This is a genomic window from Dinoroseobacter sp. S124A (genome assembly GCF_049801015.1).
Taxonomy (GTDB): Bacteria; Pseudomonadota; Alphaproteobacteria; order Rhodobacterales; family Rhodobacteraceae; genus Dinoroseobacter.
In genome coordinates, this window is sequence record NZ_JBNAGD010000002.1 from 124324 (window position 1) to 139421 (window position 15098).

The 15098-nt window shown below is 60.6% G+C and carries 27 protein-coding genes; 26 read left to right on the top strand and 1 reads right to left on the bottom strand.

Annotated features, from left to right (window positions below; translation table 11 throughout):
- From ACP15I_RS05380 to ACP15I_RS05440, 13 genes are all read left to right on the top strand, one after another.
- On the top strand, positions 1–189 hold the full coding sequence (locus ACP15I_RS05380) for a hypothetical protein (RefSeq protein ID WP_424974238.1): 189 nt from the start codon (positions 1–3) through the stop codon (positions 187–189).
- Positions 190–948 carry a hypothetical protein gene (locus ACP15I_RS05385; protein ID WP_424974239.1) on the top strand — a complete coding sequence of 253 codons (759 nt, stop codon included), beginning with the start codon at positions 190–192 and terminating at the stop codon, positions 946–948. It begins immediately after the preceding gene.
- Entirely contained in the window at positions 945–1259 is a 315-nt protein-coding gene (locus tag ACP15I_RS05390; protein WP_424974240.1) for a hypothetical protein, read from the top strand. The genes ACP15I_RS05385 and ACP15I_RS05390 overlap by 4 nt, the downstream gene beginning before the upstream one ends.
- Positions 1256–2680, top strand: coding sequence for an AAA family ATPase (locus ACP15I_RS05395; protein WP_424974242.1), 1425 nt, complete (start codon positions 1256–1258; stop codon positions 2678–2680). Before ACP15I_RS05390 ends, ACP15I_RS05395 begins: the two co-directional genes overlap by 4 nt.
- A 13-nt stretch (positions 2681–2693) precedes the next feature.
- Positions 2694–3155: a single-stranded DNA-binding protein gene (gene ssb, locus ACP15I_RS05400; protein WP_424974243.1), complete on the top strand. Its 462-nt coding sequence runs from the start codon at positions 2694–2696 to the stop codon at positions 3153–3155.
- Positions 3152–3487, top strand: a complete 336-nt coding sequence (locus tag ACP15I_RS05405) for a helix-turn-helix domain-containing protein (protein WP_424974244.1) — start codon at positions 3152–3154, stop codon at positions 3485–3487. Before ssb ends, ACP15I_RS05405 begins: the two co-directional genes overlap by 4 nt.
- 136 nt (positions 3488–3623) lie before the next feature.
- Complete coding sequence (locus tag ACP15I_RS05410) at positions 3624–3779, top strand: hypothetical protein (protein ID WP_424974245.1); 156 nt, start codon at positions 3624–3626, stop codon at positions 3777–3779.
- The gene (locus ACP15I_RS05415; RefSeq protein ID WP_424974246.1) at positions 3776–4009 is read left to right on the top strand and encodes a hypothetical protein; all 234 of its coding nucleotides are present in this window, start codon (positions 3776–3778) and stop codon (positions 4007–4009) included. Before ACP15I_RS05410 ends, ACP15I_RS05415 begins: the two co-directional genes overlap by 4 nt.
- Positions 4006–4251 (top strand): hypothetical protein, encoded by a 246-nt coding sequence (locus ACP15I_RS05420; protein ID WP_424974247.1) that lies wholly within the window; start codon positions 4006–4008, stop codon positions 4249–4251. Before ACP15I_RS05415 ends, ACP15I_RS05420 begins: the two co-directional genes overlap by 4 nt.
- Complete coding sequence (locus tag ACP15I_RS05425; RefSeq protein ID WP_424974248.1) at positions 4248–4502, top strand: hypothetical protein; 255 nt, start codon at positions 4248–4250, stop codon at positions 4500–4502. The genes ACP15I_RS05420 and ACP15I_RS05425 overlap by 4 nt, the downstream gene beginning before the upstream one ends.
- The gene (locus ACP15I_RS05430; RefSeq protein WP_424974249.1) at positions 4490–4642 is read left to right on the top strand and encodes a hypothetical protein; all 153 of its coding nucleotides are present in this window, start codon (positions 4490–4492) and stop codon (positions 4640–4642) included. Before ACP15I_RS05425 ends, ACP15I_RS05430 begins: the two co-directional genes overlap by 13 nt.
- A gap of 24 nt (positions 4643–4666) precedes the next feature.
- Positions 4667–4852: a hypothetical protein gene (locus ACP15I_RS05435; RefSeq protein ID WP_424974250.1), complete on the top strand. Its 186-nt coding sequence runs from the start codon at positions 4667–4669 to the stop codon at positions 4850–4852.
- Positions 4853–5005: 153 nt separating this feature from the next.
- Positions 5006–5539 (top strand): hypothetical protein, encoded by a 534-nt coding sequence (locus ACP15I_RS05440; RefSeq protein WP_424974251.1) that lies wholly within the window; start codon positions 5006–5008, stop codon positions 5537–5539.
- Positions 5540–6381: 842 nt separating this feature from the next.
- On the opposite strand, the gene ACP15I_RS05445 is transcribed toward ACP15I_RS05440, so the two are convergent.
- Positions 6382–6597: a hypothetical protein gene (locus tag ACP15I_RS05445; RefSeq protein WP_424974252.1), complete on the bottom strand. Its 216-nt coding sequence runs from the start codon at positions 6595–6597 to the stop codon at positions 6382–6384.
- Here ACP15I_RS05445 and ACP15I_RS05450 point away from each other — a divergent pair.
- The 13 genes from ACP15I_RS05450 to ACP15I_RS05510 all read left to right on the top strand — a co-directional run bounded on the left by ACP15I_RS05450 (position 6596) and on the right by ACP15I_RS05510 (position 15089).
- Positions 6596–6877: an HNH endonuclease gene (locus ACP15I_RS05450; protein ID WP_424974253.1), complete on the top strand. Its 282-nt coding sequence runs from the start codon at positions 6596–6598 to the stop codon at positions 6875–6877. The genes ACP15I_RS05445 and ACP15I_RS05450 overlap by 2 nt on opposite strands.
- Before the next feature lie 218 nt (positions 6878–7095).
- Positions 7096–7536, top strand: a complete 441-nt coding sequence (locus tag ACP15I_RS05455; protein WP_424974255.1) for a hypothetical protein — start codon at positions 7096–7098, stop codon at positions 7534–7536.
- A complete protein-coding gene (locus ACP15I_RS05460) occupies positions 7533–9068 on the top strand; it encodes a terminase large subunit (RefSeq protein ID WP_424974256.1) in 1536 nt (511 codons plus the stop codon). Before ACP15I_RS05455 ends, ACP15I_RS05460 begins: the two co-directional genes overlap by 4 nt.
- A gap of 43 nt (positions 9069–9111) precedes the next feature.
- Positions 9112–10299 (top strand): phage portal protein, encoded by a 1188-nt coding sequence (locus ACP15I_RS05465; RefSeq protein WP_424974257.1) that lies wholly within the window; start codon positions 9112–9114, stop codon positions 10297–10299.
- Positions 10277–11104 (top strand): head maturation protease, ClpP-related, encoded by an 828-nt coding sequence (locus tag ACP15I_RS05470; protein ID WP_424974258.1) that lies wholly within the window; start codon positions 10277–10279, stop codon positions 11102–11104. The genes ACP15I_RS05465 and ACP15I_RS05470 overlap by 23 nt, the downstream gene beginning before the upstream one ends.
- A 10-nt stretch (positions 11105–11114) precedes the next feature.
- Positions 11115–12347: a phage major capsid protein gene (locus ACP15I_RS05475; protein ID WP_424974259.1), complete on the top strand. Its 1233-nt coding sequence runs from the start codon at positions 11115–11117 to the stop codon at positions 12345–12347.
- A gap of 47 nt (positions 12348–12394) precedes the next feature.
- Positions 12395–12520 carry a hypothetical protein gene (locus ACP15I_RS05480; protein WP_424974260.1) on the top strand — a complete coding sequence of 42 codons (126 nt, stop codon included), beginning with the start codon at positions 12395–12397 and terminating at the stop codon, positions 12518–12520.
- Positions 12521–13084 (top strand): head-tail connector protein, encoded by a 564-nt coding sequence (locus ACP15I_RS05485; RefSeq protein WP_424974261.1) that lies wholly within the window; start codon positions 12521–12523, stop codon positions 13082–13084.
- Positions 13085–13095: 11 nt separating this feature from the next.
- Positions 13096–13410: a phage head closure protein gene (locus ACP15I_RS05490; protein ID WP_424974262.1), complete on the top strand. Its 315-nt coding sequence runs from the start codon at positions 13096–13098 to the stop codon at positions 13408–13410.
- Complete coding sequence (locus tag ACP15I_RS05495; protein ID WP_424974263.1) at positions 13407–13829, top strand: HK97-gp10 family putative phage morphogenesis protein; 423 nt, start codon at positions 13407–13409, stop codon at positions 13827–13829. The genes ACP15I_RS05490 and ACP15I_RS05495 overlap by 4 nt, the downstream gene beginning before the upstream one ends.
- On the top strand, positions 13826–14305 hold the full coding sequence (locus ACP15I_RS05500; protein ID WP_424974264.1) for a DUF3168 domain-containing protein: 480 nt from the start codon (positions 13826–13828) through the stop codon (positions 14303–14305). Before ACP15I_RS05495 ends, ACP15I_RS05500 begins: the two co-directional genes overlap by 4 nt.
- A gap of 2 nt (positions 14306–14307) precedes the next feature.
- On the top strand, positions 14308–14703 hold the full coding sequence (locus tag ACP15I_RS05505) for a phage tail tube protein (protein ID WP_424974265.1): 396 nt from the start codon (positions 14308–14310) through the stop codon (positions 14701–14703).
- A 53-nt stretch (positions 14704–14756) separates the two neighbouring features.
- Positions 14757–15089 (top strand): hypothetical protein, encoded by a 333-nt coding sequence (locus ACP15I_RS05510; protein WP_424974266.1) that lies wholly within the window; start codon positions 14757–14759, stop codon positions 15087–15089.
- Positions 15090–15098 lie beyond the last annotated feature (9 nt).

Consider the following 15098-nt stretch of genomic DNA (forward strand, 5'->3'; position numbering starts at 1 on the left):
ATGGCTGTTGATAGCTATTATGGGGACTCACCCCCCGAAATCAAGCGGAACAATTGCGAACACTGGCGGCATGTCTCGGATGTGCTGAAATCCAAGGTGGATGCCGCCATTGCTGCGCGCAATAGCGAGGTCGCAGAGACCTATCACGCCATGCTGATCGAGCATGAGTGCCGGAAGCCGGGGGCATGAATGACCGGAACCGTGGCCATATCCCGTGCCCTTTTCACCAGCGCCGCATTCCGTTCGGAGCCTCTTTCAGAGCGCGAGGCGTGGATCTGGATGATCATGGAAGCCTCATGGAAGGACCGCACCGTGAGGGCCGGTGACGCAGTCGTGGAGACCAAGCGCGGACAGTTCGCAGCGTCAGTCCGGTACATGGCTCAGGCTTGGGATTGGAGCCCCGCGCGGGTGCAAAGGTTCCTCAAAAGGCTCCAAAAACTGAAAATGATCGGTTCGAAAACCGATACAGGCGTGACCGTCGTAACTGTCTGTAATTACGACAAATTTCAGCCCAACACTAAAGAAACCGATACAGCAGCGATACAGGACCGATACAGGACCGATACAAATAAGAAAAAGGATGAAATAAGGGGAAAAAAGAAAAGAGCCTCTTTGCCGTTTGCTGAGTTCTGGGATTTTTGGCCAGACAAGCAGGGCAAACAGGCGGCTTCCAAGGCATGGTCCAAGCTTTCGGAGGATCGTCAACAGGCGGCAATGGATGCTGTCCGAGGCGGCTGGTTTGACCGCTGGCGAGCGGCCAAGCCGGGCGCAAATCCAATCCACGCATCCACGTTTCTGAACAACTCCCGTTGGGAGGATGATCTCAAGTCCGAGTTGCGGGCAATCCAAGGCGGCAGGCCAACCGTTGGCGAAACTCGGATCGGTCGCAGTGGTGTCACTGAGGAGTACCACGGCCCGGTGGATGGCTGGATGGAGGTTCACGCATGAGCTTCGACGTGGACCAATTCGAGGAACGGGCGGCGATCATGGAATTCAGCGGCGGGCTGTCTCGTTTCGAGGCCGAGACGCTTGCCGCCAAGGCACAAGGGGTCTCACGGCATGAGGCAATCCGCATCGGATATTCTGAGGCAACACGGCATCACGACCAGAGCGCAGACGGGAACGCAGCGCACGACTTGCCCCGAGTGCAGCAGCGGCAGGCGCAAGAAAGCCGACCCATGCCTAGCCGTCACGTTCAAGCCGGATGGGGTTGTTTGGCACTGTTGGCATTGCTCGTGGAGCGGGGGGGATTGGTATGACCCGGGACGTGATGCAGTGGCTCAGGGAAGCCCGCAATCTGGACGCCGCGCTTTTGGATCACATGGGCGTCAAGGCGGTCGATCACCCAAGCCTGGGGCGCGCCGTTGCATTTCCGTATGACCGGAACGGCAAGCCCTACGCCGCAAAGTTTCGGACGGAGGCAAAGGCGTTTCGTTCGTCAGAAGGCGTTTCGAGGGGCCTCTACAACGCGGACGCACTGACCGAGTACCAAGACCAGCCGGTGGTTATCACGGAGGGCGAGATTGATTGTCTTTCGGTCATGCAGGCGGGCTTCCTGAGGGCGGTTTCCCTGCCGGATGGCTGGACGCCGGAGGGCACCAAGGCCGAGGCCCTTCTAGAGGCTCAGGAGGCCCTAGAGGCTGCGCCGTTTGTGATCGTGGCTGGTGACAATGACGAGGCCGGGGCGAGCTTGCCCAGCAGCGTGGCGAACATCTTAGACGGGAGTGACGTCCGGTATTGCGAGTGGCCGGAGGGATGCAAGGACCCGAATGACGTACTGGTCAGGTTTGGCGAAGGCGAGCTTGCGGCATGTCTCAACGCGGCCAAGCGGATCGATCCGCCGGGCGGGTTCATCACGGCGCTTTCCGACCTTCCACCCCTCCCTGAAAGGCGCGTCCTGCGGACTGGTCTCAGCCCCTTTGACCGGGTGGTAGCGCTTGAGTGCGGAGCAATGTCGGTTTGGACGGGCGTTCCGGGTTCGGGGAAATCGACGTTCCTGACATGGGCGGCAGAACGGGTCAGCCAAGAGGAGAATATCCGCGTTGGTTTGATGGCGTTTGAAACTCACCCTCATACGACGCGGGACCAGCTTTCCCGCATTCGCACCGGGCAGAGCTTCCGCGATCTGAGCGAGGACCAGAAGGGCCGACTGCTTGAGACACTCGACCGGCGCTTCCGCATCGTTCACCAAACTTTTGATGAGACGCAGCATCACATCGGCTGGCTCAAGTCCATGGTTCACACGCTGGCGGTTCGCGAGCGGTGCAAGCTGATCATCGTTGACCCTTGGAACGAGTTGGAACACCTGCCCGAGCCGGGCGAGAACATGACCAGTTACATTAACTTCGCGACCAAGACCATTCGGCAGTGGGCGCGGAAGCTTGACGTGCATATCGCGCTGGTCGCGCACCCCAAGAAGATCAACAGCGACAACGGCATTCCTCGCGCCCCGACCGGCTATGACGTGGCCGATAGCGCGGCTTTCTACAACAAGCCCGCCCTCGGGGTGACTGTCCACCAAGCACAGGATCAGGACGGCGACAGCTATGTGAAGCTGGTCGTCTGGAAGGTCCGCGAAACCCTCCTGTACGGGTTTTCCAAGTCCACCGTGAGCGTCGATTTTGACCCGATTACCCAGCGGTATGCACGGCGGCAATCCCTCCCCTCAACACCAGCGTAGCGAAGGAAACAGCATGAGCAGAAGCGTAAACAAGGTGATCCTGATTGGCTCTTTGGGGCGTGACCCCGAGGTCCGCACATTCCAGAACGGCGGCAAGGTCTGCAACCTACGCATCGCCACCTCCGAAAACTGGAAGGACCGCAATACCGGAGAGCGCAAGGAGCGGACCGAGTGGCATTCCGTGGCGATCATGAACGACCCACTGATCCGGGTGGCTGAGCAGTATCTCCGCAAGGGGTCCAAGGTCTACATTGAAGGCCAGCTCGAAACGAGAAAATGGCAAGACCAGAACGGAAACGACCGGTACTCCACCGAGGTCGTTCTGCGCCCGTACAAGTCCGAGCTTACCATGCTGGACGGCAAGCAGCAGAGCGATGGCGGCTACAGCCAAGAGCCCAGCGGCTACGGGGCAGGGGGCAGGCCCAGCGATGACCTGTCCTCAGAAATTCCCTTTGCCTTGGAGGCTCGTGGATGACCATAGCCGAAGTCCTCAAAGCCACCTCCGCCCATACCGGCATTCCGGTGCAGGAGCTTACCGGTCCCATGCGATCTAAGCCCGTGGTGCGAGCCCGGCAACTGGCGCAGCTCATGGCGCGGATGCACGTCAAGACGCCATCGGGCAAGCCCCCGAGTTTCCCGGTGATCGCTCGCGCGTTCGGCGGGCGGGATCACTCGACCGTGCAGCACGGCGTGACCACTGCGCTCAAGCTGATTGACGACGATGCGGACTTCCGCAGGCACGCGGCCAGCTTGAACTCGAAGCTGATGGCCGATGATAGCGCCGGTGGGCATTGGGGGCGGGTATGAGCGGGTACTGGCCGAGCCTCGTCATCATGCACTTGTGCCTGATCCTCGCCGAACTGACAGACTCGTGGACTTGGCTCGCCACCGCGGTCGCTTGGTTCGCTAACGCGGTGTTTTGGCTGGTCAGGGAGGGGCGGTCATGATCGAGCATGCCATATTGGCGTTCGTCGTCATCATCTTTCACGAGATGACCGGGCGCAGCATTGTGAGAACCCTCGGCACGGTCACTGGGGTCTATGCGGGGATCTTTGTCGCAACCATCATTGTCGAAACGATCAAGGTGGCCACGTCATGACCACACTGACAGACGCAGAGCTGTTCTGCCTGTACCGGCTCGCGCACAACGAGCGCCTTACCCCGTATGATATCTCCAAGCGGGCACGGGACGCCCAGATCAACAAGACGCGGCTATGGCCTGAATGGGCTGCCCCGCGACTGCGGCAACTCCGGGAATTTGGCTTCGTCGAGAAAACTGGCGATCCCGCAGGCCGCGCAGAGCTGCAGCAGCGGGAGGAAGGTGCATGAAGATTGACGGCTTCGTCATCATTGGCCCCAACGGCCAAACCGGGCTCGAATACGGCACCTTCGGCAAGACCATGTTCGAGGCATGGGCGAAGCACTGCCAATTTGCCTATCGCAGCATTCAGGACAATGGCGAGAAAACGGCAGTCATATCGCGTTGGGCGCAGAAAGGCTGGCGGCCTGTCCCCGCGACAATGGCTTTCGATCTTGCCAGCACTGCACAGCAGCGGGAGGGCGAGGGATGAAGCTGACCGACGCGCAAGCCTTCTGCCTCGCGTATCTGGCGGAGCATGGGGACAGCACCTGGGTCACGTTGCGCGATGCCGGTGGCGATGATTTCCATAAGCTGGTTGTCGAGGGCGCGATGGTCGCTCTTGCCGGGTATAAACTCGTCGGCTCGATCAAGACGGACAATGGGTTTCATTTCCGCATCACCGACACCGGGCGGCAGGCCCTTCGCGATCACAGGGAGGGGATGAGCGCATGGAGATTTTGATCGTCGCCACCCTGCTGCTCATCTACGGGCACTTGGCCAATGCCGAATGGGCCACGGAACTAGGCATGGGCATTCTGTTCTGGGTCGGCTTAGGGACCCTGCTGGTTATCGGCGTGTTCGCCTTCCTAGTGCTGACATAACCACCAACAAACGAGGCTAACCACATGGGCAAGGGCAGCAAGCCAAACGAAGCCAGAGAGCACGAAGCCATCCGCCTCCTGCTCAACGCAATCAGGTCAGACGGGCAAAGCGTGGCGGCCATCCTTCGATACATGCTGCGCGAAGGCTTTACAGCCGAGGAAACGCAGGCGGCGGTCAACGCCATAGCGAAAGCGAACACCGGAGACTGACATGGGCAAGAAGAAGGGCGCAGAGCAATGACCAAAGCATACACCAAGGGTGCGAAGCGTAGGGCGCGCAAAGCAAGCCGCTCCGATATGCCGGGGCTTGCCCCGGTCGAGCGCAAACAGCCCAACGGGCGGCTGCGCCGGGACACGGATTATGTGGCAGAGCGCGACCCCCAGAAGACCGCGATTGAAGCCCGCAAGCGGCACTCAGGCAACAAGGACAAGGACGCAATGCGCCACCCGGCCTACGGAGAGCCCGCAGGGCAGGCCCTAATGGCTATCTGCGGGGCAGACGAGGCGGAAACCCTTTGGGGCACGTACAAGGCGCTTACAGCGGCCCAGGACAAATACCATCGCCGCATTCTCGGCAAGGGGCTGCACCCCAAGACCGCCAAGCTTGAGATGATGCCCGATGTGGTCGAGTCTCGCCCTGACGATCAGCCGGATCTGCGCAGCGAGGATGAGCGCGACCGGGACACCGTGAACGCTTGGATGCGCTGGCAGGGCCATTTGGGATGTCTGCCGGCCTCTCACCGGCTTTCGATCTATCAAACTCGGACGGATCAGGTGCAGGTGATGGGGTCCGACTTCGACGCCAAGAAGGAAAAGATCGTTGCCGTGGTGACGGGGCAGGGCAGGCGATTTGTTGAGGCCATGCGGGCGCTGCAGGTTGTCGTTGACCTACGCTGACCGCACGGCTAGTATACTGGCAAGGCCAGACTGCGCGATATTGTGGATGGCCATAAGATTTTCCGCGTTTTTGTGGTGTTCTGTGCTTCTGGGAATAACCCGGCGGCGACGTTAACGGCAGGACACCTCATGAACGCGGCGGCGTGGAAAAGCAGACACGCGACACCGGAGGGTCAGCCTTTGATGGTATGGGCCAATTGGAGAGAATACCTGTCACCTTGATGTGGGTGGACAATTGGAGCCGGAGATAAGCGCCCGGCCCGCGTTCAAGCAATCGACTGTGACACGGTGATATTCTGCCGACCGTAGCACGGGGAGACCCGGAGCGCATTGTGGGGTTCAAGGCAGGCCCCACCAGTCGATACAGGCAATAGTGGGAAAATCCCACCAATCATTCGCCAACGCTGGACGCTCCGGAGCAAACTCAGCGCTGGCCTGGCTGGCCCCTCTGCGCGAAAGTGTAAGGGTCAGTTTTCATCCACTTGGCCGGTATATCAGCGCTGGCACAACCCGCCCCGCCTCTCAAAGATGCGCCTCTGGGCGGGTTTTCATGTCGGTGTAGCTCAGGGGTAGAGCGGCGGTCTCCAAAACCGCGTCAGCGGGGGTTCGAATCCTCCCACCTTCGCCAATCACACATCCACTTGGCCGGTACACCGCGCCAAACAGCCCGTCGCAGAGGCGGGGTTCATGCCCGCGATCACCGTATCGCAACTTTGCGAGGCTAGGCCCGCAACAGTTAGAGGTCATCTGTTGAAACCTCAGCCTGGGGCAATAGTGGGATAATCCCACCAATCACACATCCAACAGCACAGCCGCCTCAGGGCGGTCTTTGGCATTGGGGATCACCCCTTCCAAGCCCGCTCCCACGCCACGCCATTGCGCTCGAAGTCAGCCTTGAACGCTTGGAACGCAGCACAGTCATCAATGTCGCCGGTCTCTTGGCACCGGGCCTCAAGCTCCTGACCCGCCCGCACGGTCTCTAGATGGGCGGCAGTAGACGTCTCAGCCATCTGGCAGGCGGGCAGCGCAAGCAGGGCAAGCAGGGCAATCGTTCGCATGGGTTATTCCTCTCGGCATGAACGCGGCTACGGTAGCCAATGGGTCAAGGTAAGGGAAGCAGCCAAGCGCAGGGACAACGGCCTATGCGTGGCCTGCGCCAAGCGCGGCATCACCCGCCTTATGCAGGACGTGGACCACATCACGCCTAAAGCGCAGGGCGGCACAGACGATCTGGATAACCTCCAGTGCCTATGCCGGGACTGTCATAAGGCCAAGACCAGAGCAGAGAACACCAAGACGCTGATACCAGTGGGGGAAGATGGATGGCCGATACTGTAGACGCAGAGGGCCTGTCCCTAGGCGTTGACGAGGATGGCGTGCCGCTCGTGCTGCTGCCATCAGGCGCGCCGCTGCCATTGGTTAGGCGGCTGACCGTTGAGGCGAACCTGGATGACGCAGTTCTGCTCAAGATTGAGGTGATAGCGTGCCGCCCGCGGGCAGGGGGGTAGGTAAATCTCTGTGGCCTATATCACAGGGACCGTTGCGGGAGCCTTCTTTTGCTACGCCCCGACAGAAAAGGTTTGACAATGCCAAGAAAGTCAGGTGCAGAAATTGAGGCCAAGGCACTTGCGCCAGCGCGTGTAGAGCGTGAGGCGCGCCCGGATGCCCCGTATGATTTGACGGACGAGGAAAGCCAAGAATGGTGGGCTGTCGTTGATCGGATGCCTGCGGATTGGTTCCCTCGCGAAACGCACGGGTTGCTCGCGCAGTATTGCCGCCACGTGGTTTCCGCCCGACGCGTGGCCCAGTTGATTGCCCAGGCGACGGCAAGCGAAGAGCTGGACATTGGCGAATACGACCAGCTCTTGAAAATGCAGGAGCGTGAGGGTCGGGCGCTGTCTTCCTTGGCAACCCGGATGCGGATCACACAACAAGCGAGTTACGACCCGGAGCGCCGGAAGGAAGGCAAGAAAACCGCGAGGCCGTGGGCTAAGTGATCCCCACATACCCGCCGTCCGAAAGGTCGGAACGGAACATTGCGTGGATCGAGGAATACTGCCTGATCCCTGAGGGGCGTGACGTTGGCAAGCCGGTTGTTCTGCGCGAGTGGCAGCGGAACATTCTGCGCGGGATCTATGACGGAAAGACGCGCCGGGCGGTGATCAGCTTTGGGCGGAAGAACGCAAAAACCGCTCTGAGCGCTATGCTCAACCTGTTGCACCTCTGCGGGCCGGAAGCGCGGCCAAACTCGCAGCTCTACAGCGCGGCGCAGTCTCGTGATCAGGCGGCAATCCTGTTTAACCTCGCAGCCAAGATGGTTCGTATGAGCGAGGTGCTTTCGGAATACGTTCTTGTTCGGGAAAGTGCGAAAGAACTTCTCTGCGCCGAGATCGGGGCCAAGTACAAAGCTCTGTCTGCTGAGGCAAAGACGGCTTATGGGCTTTCGCCGGTGTTTTCGGTTCACGATGAGCTGGGGCAGGTGCGGGGGCCTCGGTCAGAGCTTTACGAGGCGATTGAAACCGCCAGCGCGGCGCAGACGGACCCCATCACGATTGTGATTTCGACGCAGGCTCCGAATGCCGATGACCTGCTGTCCGTTCTGATCGACAACGCAAAGACAAACACGGACGGGAGAACGAAGCTATTCCTGTACGAAGCCGACACTAAGGCTGATCCTTTTGCAGAGGAAACGATACGTCAGGCCAACCCGGCATTCGGGGACTTCCAAAATGCGACGGAAGTCATGGGCCAAGCGAACGATGCACGCGAAATGCCGTCGCGGGAGGCGGAGTTTCGCAACCTGATCCTAAATCAGCGGGTCGAGGTGCATTCGCCCTACGTGTCGCGGTCGATTTGGGAGAAGAACGGCGGGCCTGCACTGGATCTGGACGGGCCGGTTTACGCGGGGCTGGACCTTTCGGCCACCTCTGACCTAACGGCGTTTGTCATGGCGGGGCAGACCGGCGAGGCGACAAGCATCAAGCCGACCTTCTGGCTCCCTCGGGAGGGGCTGGAGGCCAAGGCGCGGCAGGACCGGGTGCCCTACGATCAGTGGGCGAAAGAGGGCCTGCTGGAGACCACGCCGGGCAACACGGTGGACTATGAATTCGTGGCGACGTTCCTTTGGCGCGTTTGCCAAGAGTACGACATTCGCAAGATCGCCTTTGATCGCTGGAACCTGCGGAACTTCAAGCCCTGGCTTTTGAGGGCTGGCTTCACCGAAGACGAGATCGAGGAGCTGTTTGTCCCGTTCGGGCAAGGCTTTCAAAGCATGTCGCCCGCTCTGCGGGATTTGGATGAGCTTCTGCTCAACGGACGCGCCCGGCACGGGATGCACCCGGTTCTAACCATGTGCGCGCAAAACAGCGTCACCAAGTCTGATCCGGCGGGGAACCGCAAGTTGATCAAGCTCGGCGAGAAGAGAAGGATTGACGGCATGGTTGCACTGGCGATGGCCGTCTCTGTGATGGCGGAGGCGGATGAAAGCGGCCCGTCCGTCTACGAGGAACGCGGCCTCCTGGTCGTCTAACATGGGGATCTTAGACTTTTTCAGGGCGTCTCGGGGAGCTGAGATGTCTCCCAAGGTTTCGGCGTCTGTTGGCGACACGGCGTATTTCAACGGCATGGATGACCCGCGCTTTTTGGAGTTTATCCGAGGCGGCGGTTCTGGCGGGGCTATCCCCGTCTCCGAGGCCATGAAGAACACAACCGTCCTGCGGTGCGTGTCGCTCTTGTCTTTTGCGGTCGGCTACCTGCCTCTGCACTTGCAGCGCAAAGACGACAAAAGCATGGCGCGGGATCACCCATTGTTTCGGATCCTTCACCGGAAGCCGAACCCTTGGCAGACCGCTTTTGAATTTCGCTCGCAGATGCAGCAGTGTGTTTTGCAAGATGGGGATGCATTCGCGCGGATTGTCCGAAGCGGCAACCGCATCATTGCTCTGGTGCCGTTCGGAATTGGGCGGGTGCAGGTCAAGCAGCGGGATGACTGGGCGCTGGAGTATCACGCCACGCTCTCCAACGGGCGAACGCTGGTGTTGCAACAGCAGGATATGTTCCACGTCCGCAATGGGCTGACCACAGACGGGATTTCCGGGCTTTCGACAGTAAGGCAGGCGGCGGACGCTATCTCCCTTGCCGTGGAAGCGCAGAAGGCGTCCCAGCGTCTATTCAGAAACGGCATGATGGTCGGCGCGGTACTGCAACACCCGGAAAAGCTATCCGCAGAAGCCTTTGACCGTCTCAAGGCCAGCATGGCTGAAAAAGAGGGTTCGGAGAACGCAGGCAAGACCGCCATCCTTGAGGAGGGCATGACGCTTTCCGTTCCTGCGCAGACAGGCCGAGACAGCCAGAGCATAGAGAACCGGCAGCATCAGATTGAGGAAATCGCGCGTCCGTTTGGCGTGCCGCGCCCGCTGCTCGGGGTGGATGACACCTCTTGGGGGTCGGGGATCGACGTTCTGGGCCAGATGTTTGTGCGCTACGGCCTCATCCCGTGGTTCACCGCTTGGGAGCAAGCTGTTGAGCGCGACCTTCTGTCGGATGCAGACGCTGAAGTCTATGAGCCGAAATTCAACGCTGGGGCGCTCCTGCGCGGCAGCATGAAGGATCAAGCAGAATTCTTTGCCAAGGGCCTCGGGGCAGGCGGTCACACGCCGTTTCTGCACCCTGACGAGCCCCGCGAATGGATGGATCTTCCCATGCGGGATGATCTGCCCCAACCAATGGGAGGCCGAAATGAGCCTGCGCCCACTTCCTGAAATCTCCGCCAGCCGCTTGCCGGATGTCTGTGCGTTCCATTTGGATGATGGTGCCATCGACCGCTACGAGGCGCTTGCGCCGAAGGCTGCGACCGACAACAGCATCTCTATTCTTGACGTCATCGGGCAAGACTTCCTTTCCGGCGAGGGCGTGACCTCCAAGCGGATCGCGGCAGCCTTGCGGTCGATTGGCGAACAAGACGTGGTGGTGAACATCAACTCCCCCGGCGGCGACTTTTTCGAGGGCGTGGCGATTTACAACATGTTGCGGCAGCATCCGGCGAAGGTCACGGTCAAGGTTCTAGGGCTTGCGGCCTCTGCGGCCTCGGTGATCGCCATGGCTGGCGATGAAGTCCAGATCGGCAAGGCGGGTTTCATGATGGTCCACAACGCCTGGGTTGTGGCAATCGGCAACCGTCACGATCTTGCGGCGGCTTCCAAGGAAATGGAGCCTTTCGACACCGCCATGGCCACGTTGTATGCCGAGCGCGCCGATGTCGAACGCCCCAAGGCCGAACAGTGGATGGACGCCGAAACATGGTTCAACGGCGAGCAAGCTGTTGAGGTAGGCCTGGCCGATGCCTTCCTGCCCGGCGATGCCGCCACGACAAGAGATGGGCCGAAACAAATGCGCGCGGAGATGAAGGCAGAAAACGCCTTTATCCGCGCAAAGATGCCCCGCAGTGAGCGCCGTAGCCTCATCGGGGAATTGAAGGGCACGCAAGACGCTGCCCCGGACGCCATGCAAGACGCTGGCGCACTCGCGGCGGGGCTGCAAGGCCTCATGGATACTCTGAAAACGTAAGGAGGCCCCAATGGGTACTCATTTCAAAGCCCCCGCGAAAGCGCGGGGCATTCTGGCTGTGCGCGCTGACGCATCGCCGGACGTCAACAAGCTGCTCGCAGAGATGCAAAGCACCTTCGCCGAGTTCAAGTCCACTCAGGACGACAAGGTGAAGGAAGTCGCAGCGAAGTTCGATGATGTCGTCACCACCGAGAAGTTCGACAAGCTGAACGAGGCGGTGGGCGAAATGCAGGCGGCAATCGACCAAGCCAACGCGCGCGCCGCTGCGGCTGAGATGGCGGGCGGCACGAAGCCCCTCAAGGACGCGGAATACACCGAAGCGTTCAAGGCGCACTTCAAGAAGGGCGTTGTCAATGCGAGCCTGAACAAGGGCGCTGACAGCGAAGGCGGTTTTGTTGCGCCGGTTGAGTGGGATCGCACCATCACAGATACACTGGTCGAGGTCAGCCCCATGCGGCAGATCGCTTCGACGCAAGTTATCTCGACGGCGGGTTTCACGAAGCTGTTCAACCTGCGTGGCACCGGCTCCGGCTGGGTTGCGGAGGATGCATCGCGCCCCGAAACCTCCACCCCGACCTTCGGTTCGATGACCATCACGCCCGGCGAAATCTACGCAAACCCGGGCGCAACGCAGGGCATGCTTGATGACGCTGCGGTGGATCTTGAAGCTTGGATTGCTGGTGAGGTGCAGACCGAGTTTGCGAAAGAGGAAGGCCTGGCCTTCATCTCCGGCAACGGCACGGACAAGCCCAACGGCTTCCTGACCTACGCCACCGGTGCTGCGAATGCATCGGCCAACCCGCTGGGCTCCATTTCCGTGGAGCCGGCTGTCTCGGCAACCGCAGTCACGGAAGACGAGTTGCTGAACCTGATCTATGGGGTGCCGTCGAGCTATACCAACGGCGCGCGGTTCGTGATGAACCGCACGACCATGGGTAAGATCCGCAAGCTCCGCGACGGTGACGGTCGTCAGCTCTGGCAGCCGTCTACCGCTGAGGGGCAGCCCTCCACGCTCCTGGCGTACCCGGTCACGGAACTGCCCGACATGCCGGACATGGCAACGGGCACCACGCCCATTGCTTTCGGCAACTTCGCCCGCGCGTATCTGATCGTGGATCGCACCGGCGTGCGCGTGCTGCGCGACCCGTTCACCGCGAAGCCCAAAGTGCTGTTCTACACCACCAAGCGCGTCGGCGGTGCGGTCGTGGATCCGCAGGGCCTCAACATCCTCCAGATGGCCTAAGAAAACGCCCCGGCTGTAGTGGCCGGGGCACTCGAAAGGGGTTTGACATGACCACCAAGAAAACGACGAAGAAGCCCAAGCCGGAGCCGAAGGCCACCGAGCAAGTGGGCATCACCCCCGAAAAAGCCGTGGAGATGGGCCTTGACCCGTTCCCGTATGGTGGGGGCAAGTAATTGCGCCCAACGCGCATCGCAGACCCGGCAGAAAGCGTTCTGACGCTTGCTGATGCCAAGCTTCACCTGCGTGTAGACAGCTCGGACGAGGACGCCTACATCACGTCTCTGATCGCTGCTGCGGAAGCCTATCTTGACGGGCGTGCGGGCATTCTGGGGCGCTGCATGGTCACTCAGACATGGCGTTACAAGCTGGCATCTTTGCCTGCCTTGGTGCCGCTGGGGATGCCTGATGCACAGAGCGTGACGGGCACATATCTGGACGCGGCGGGCGACACGCAGGCGGTTTCGGACTTGTCGGTGCGCGAGGAGGCTTCTGGCGCTGTGCTGGTCTATGCTGGCGACGCGCTGACATTTGATGCCGACGAGGACTACCCGGTCACGGTGGATGTCGTCTTTGGCTTTGGGGGTGCTTCGGCGGTGCCTGGGCCACTGCTGCACGCCGTGCGGGTTCTTGTGGGGCACTGGTACGAGGTTCGGACTTCTGCGGCTGAGACGCCTTACCGCGAGGTGCCCATGGCATTTCATAGCCTGATTTCGGCCTATCGGTGGTTGCGGCTATGAACCCCGGCAAGATGGATCAGCGCATCGCGTTTCAGCAGAAAACGCGCACGGCTGACGGCATGGGCGGCTTTACCGAGGCTTGGGCGAACATATCCACGACCCCGACCGTTTGGGCCGGTGTCAAAGTCGAGACCGCCAAGGAGCAAGAGCAGGCGGGTCGCAGCGTTGGCGTGCGCGGAACGCTGTTCGTCATCCGCAACCGCTCGGATCTGGACGAAGGTATGCGCATTCTTTGGGATAGCGGGATCTACAATATCCGCGAAATCCACCGGGAAGGTGGGCGAGCGCATTACTTGCGGATCGTGGCTGAACGGGGCGTGGCGTGAGCATCCGCATCAAGAATGACAGAGACGTCATGGCGGTGCTGCTCACTGTAGCGCCTCGGGAGGCCTCAAACCTCAACCGCACGACCGTGCACGGCATTGCGGGGGATGTGCGAGACGGGATTAAGGCGGTCGCCCCGGACAACCCTTACACGACCCGTGGGGACATCGTGCGCTCCACCAAGGCTAAGCGCGAGCGCGGCAGCAGGTACTACGCGAAAAGCTCGGTGCGGATCGAGACGAAGCGTGGCGGCAAGAAAACAGCTCCTTACTGGACGTTTATCGAAAACGGCACGGTCAAGATGCGCGCGCGCCCGTTTGTGCGCCCCCTTGTTGAAAAGACCCGGCCAAGACTGCCCATGCTGTACCGAAAGCAATTCGGGCTGAAACTGGCCGCAAGGCTCGCTCGGGTAAGCCGATGATCGATTACGGAACTGCCGTGCAGCAGGCATTCTACACGGCGTTGACGCCGTTTGTGTCTTGTCCTGTGGAGGACGGGCCGGGGCAGGGCGATGGGCTCGATCCTGAGGAAGACTTCCCGCTTTGCGTAATCGGTGAAAGCACTGCGGCATATATGGACACTGATAGCCGACTGGGGGCCGAGGTCACGATGACCCTGCATTTCTGGTCGCGCGCGGCGGGGATGAAAGAGGCCCGCGGGCACATGTCCGAAGCCTACCGAGCGCTGCACCGCGAAGATCCGACACACGCCAAATACAAGCTGCTTTCTCCCCATTTGGAGGCGGAAAGCGTGGACACAGACCCGGACGGTGAGACCCGTCACGGGGTGCAGACCTACCGCGTCATGGTGTGGTGGGACAGCTTCGGGTCCCGGCTCGGGCTGTGGTCCGATGTGGACGTTTGGGACGATAACGAAACCTGGGACGAAGGAGCCTAGACATGGCCTATATCGGGCGGGATATGACCGTTGACTTCAACAGCACGACGCTTGTTGGGGTCCGCAACAAGGGGGTTTCGATCAATAACAGCCCCGTGGATGTCACATCGGATGATGATGACGGGTGGCAGAAGCTTCTGGCCGAACCGGGCAAGCGCACCGTTGAGGTGACCGTTTCCGGCGTGACCGAAGACGAGGTGTTGATGGCCGAGGTGATGACTGGGGCCGGGAGCTTTACGCTCAAGAGCGGTGTTGTGAACCTCGCGACCGGCTCGGGCACGCTCACCAGCAACTGGTTCGTGTCCACGCTTGAGCATACCGGCGAGCATGACGGGGCGCTTGAGTTCAGCGCGACCCTGATGTCTTCCGGCGCTGTCACTTACGCGGCAAGCTCCTGATGCGTCAAATTGAGATCATGGGGCGGGACATCCCGCTGACTTGGGGCCTGTCCATGGCCATCAACGACAAGGTGGCCAGCCCTAGCGACATTTCATCGGCCTTCGTCATGCAGGATCAGCTTGCGAAGAATGGCCTGATCTACAACGGCGCGTTTCGCATGAATGAAGCAATGGCGGTGCGCATTCTTGGGGTATCCCTGCGCCATGCGGGTCACGAAGTTTCCGACGATGAAATCGGCGAGCGAGTTATTGCCGAAGGCGCAGGCGGTGTGATTTACGACGCGATTTCGGTCATTACCGGCTTGGTGGCCGGGCCAAAAACCGAGGAGCCCGAGGAGGGCGATCCGGAAAAAAAGGCGAAACCCCAGTCTGGGCCGAAGTCGTAAAGACAGCCT

What these genes read in the sequence shown, in the direction of transcription:
- ACP15I_RS05420 (WP_424974247.1), top strand. Translation starts at nt 4,006, where the DNA reads ATGAAGATTGACGGCTTCGTCATCATTGGCCCCAACGGCCAAACCGGG.
- ACP15I_RS05510 (WP_424974266.1), top strand. Translation starts at nt 14,757, where the DNA reads ATGGCCATCAACGACAAGGTGGCCAGCCCTAGCGACATTTCATCGGCC.
- ACP15I_RS05410 (WP_424974245.1), top strand. Translation starts at nt 3,624, where the DNA reads ATGATCGAGCATGCCATATTGGCGTTCGTCGTCATCATCTTTCACGAG.
- ACP15I_RS05500 (WP_424974264.1), top strand. Translation starts at nt 13,826, where the DNA reads ATGATCGATTACGGAACTGCCGTGCAGCAGGCATTCTACACGGCGTTG.
- ACP15I_RS05435 (WP_424974250.1), top strand. Translation starts at nt 4,667, where the DNA reads ATGGGCAAGGGCAGCAAGCCAAACGAAGCCAGAGAGCACGAAGCCATC.
- ACP15I_RS05465 (WP_424974257.1), top strand. Translation starts at nt 9,112, where the DNA reads ATGTCTCCCAAGGTTTCGGCGTCTGTTGGCGACACGGCGTATTTCAAC.
- ACP15I_RS05395 (WP_424974242.1), top strand. Translation starts at nt 1,256, where the DNA reads ATGACCCGGGACGTGATGCAGTGGCTCAGGGAAGCCCGCAATCTGGAC.
- ACP15I_RS05470 (WP_424974258.1), top strand. Translation starts at nt 10,277, where the DNA reads ATGAGCCTGCGCCCACTTCCTGAAATCTCCGCCAGCCGCTTGCCGGAT.
- ACP15I_RS05415 (WP_424974246.1), top strand. Translation starts at nt 3,776, where the DNA reads ATGACCACACTGACAGACGCAGAGCTGTTCTGCCTGTACCGGCTCGCG.
- ACP15I_RS05380 (WP_424974238.1), top strand. Translation starts at nt 1, where the DNA reads ATGGCTGTTGATAGCTATTATGGGGACTCACCCCCCGAAATCAAGCGG.
- ACP15I_RS05475 (WP_424974259.1), top strand. Translation starts at nt 11,115, where the DNA reads ATGGGTACTCATTTCAAAGCCCCCGCGAAAGCGCGGGGCATTCTGGCT.
- ACP15I_RS05480 (WP_424974260.1), top strand. Translation starts at nt 12,395, where the DNA reads ATGACCACCAAGAAAACGACGAAGAAGCCCAAGCCGGAGCCGAAGGCC.
- ACP15I_RS05385 (WP_424974239.1), top strand. Translation starts at nt 190, where the DNA reads ATGACCGGAACCGTGGCCATATCCCGTGCCCTTTTCACCAGCGCCGCA.
- ACP15I_RS05390 (WP_424974240.1), top strand. Translation starts at nt 945, where the DNA reads ATGAGCTTCGACGTGGACCAATTCGAGGAACGGGCGGCGATCATGGAA.
- ACP15I_RS05505 (WP_424974265.1), top strand. Translation starts at nt 14,308, where the DNA reads ATGGCCTATATCGGGCGGGATATGACCGTTGACTTCAACAGCACGACG.
- ssb (WP_424974243.1), top strand. Translation starts at nt 2,694, where the DNA reads ATGAGCAGAAGCGTAAACAAGGTGATCCTGATTGGCTCTTTGGGGCGT.
- ACP15I_RS05405 (WP_424974244.1), top strand. Translation starts at nt 3,152, where the DNA reads ATGACCATAGCCGAAGTCCTCAAAGCCACCTCCGCCCATACCGGCATT.
- ACP15I_RS05425 (WP_424974248.1), top strand. Translation starts at nt 4,248, where the DNA reads ATGAAGCTGACCGACGCGCAAGCCTTCTGCCTCGCGTATCTGGCGGAG.
- ACP15I_RS05430 (WP_424974249.1), top strand. Translation starts at nt 4,490, where the DNA reads ATGGAGATTTTGATCGTCGCCACCCTGCTGCTCATCTACGGGCACTTG.
- ACP15I_RS05445 (WP_424974252.1), bottom strand. Translation starts at nt 6,597, where the DNA reads ATGCGAACGATTGCCCTGCTTGCCCTGCTTGCGCTGCCCGCCTGCCAG.
- ACP15I_RS05490 (WP_424974262.1), top strand. Translation starts at nt 13,096, where the DNA reads ATGGATCAGCGCATCGCGTTTCAGCAGAAAACGCGCACGGCTGACGGC.
- ACP15I_RS05450 (WP_424974253.1), top strand. Translation starts at nt 6,596, where the DNA reads ATGGGTTATTCCTCTCGGCATGAACGCGGCTACGGTAGCCAATGGGTC.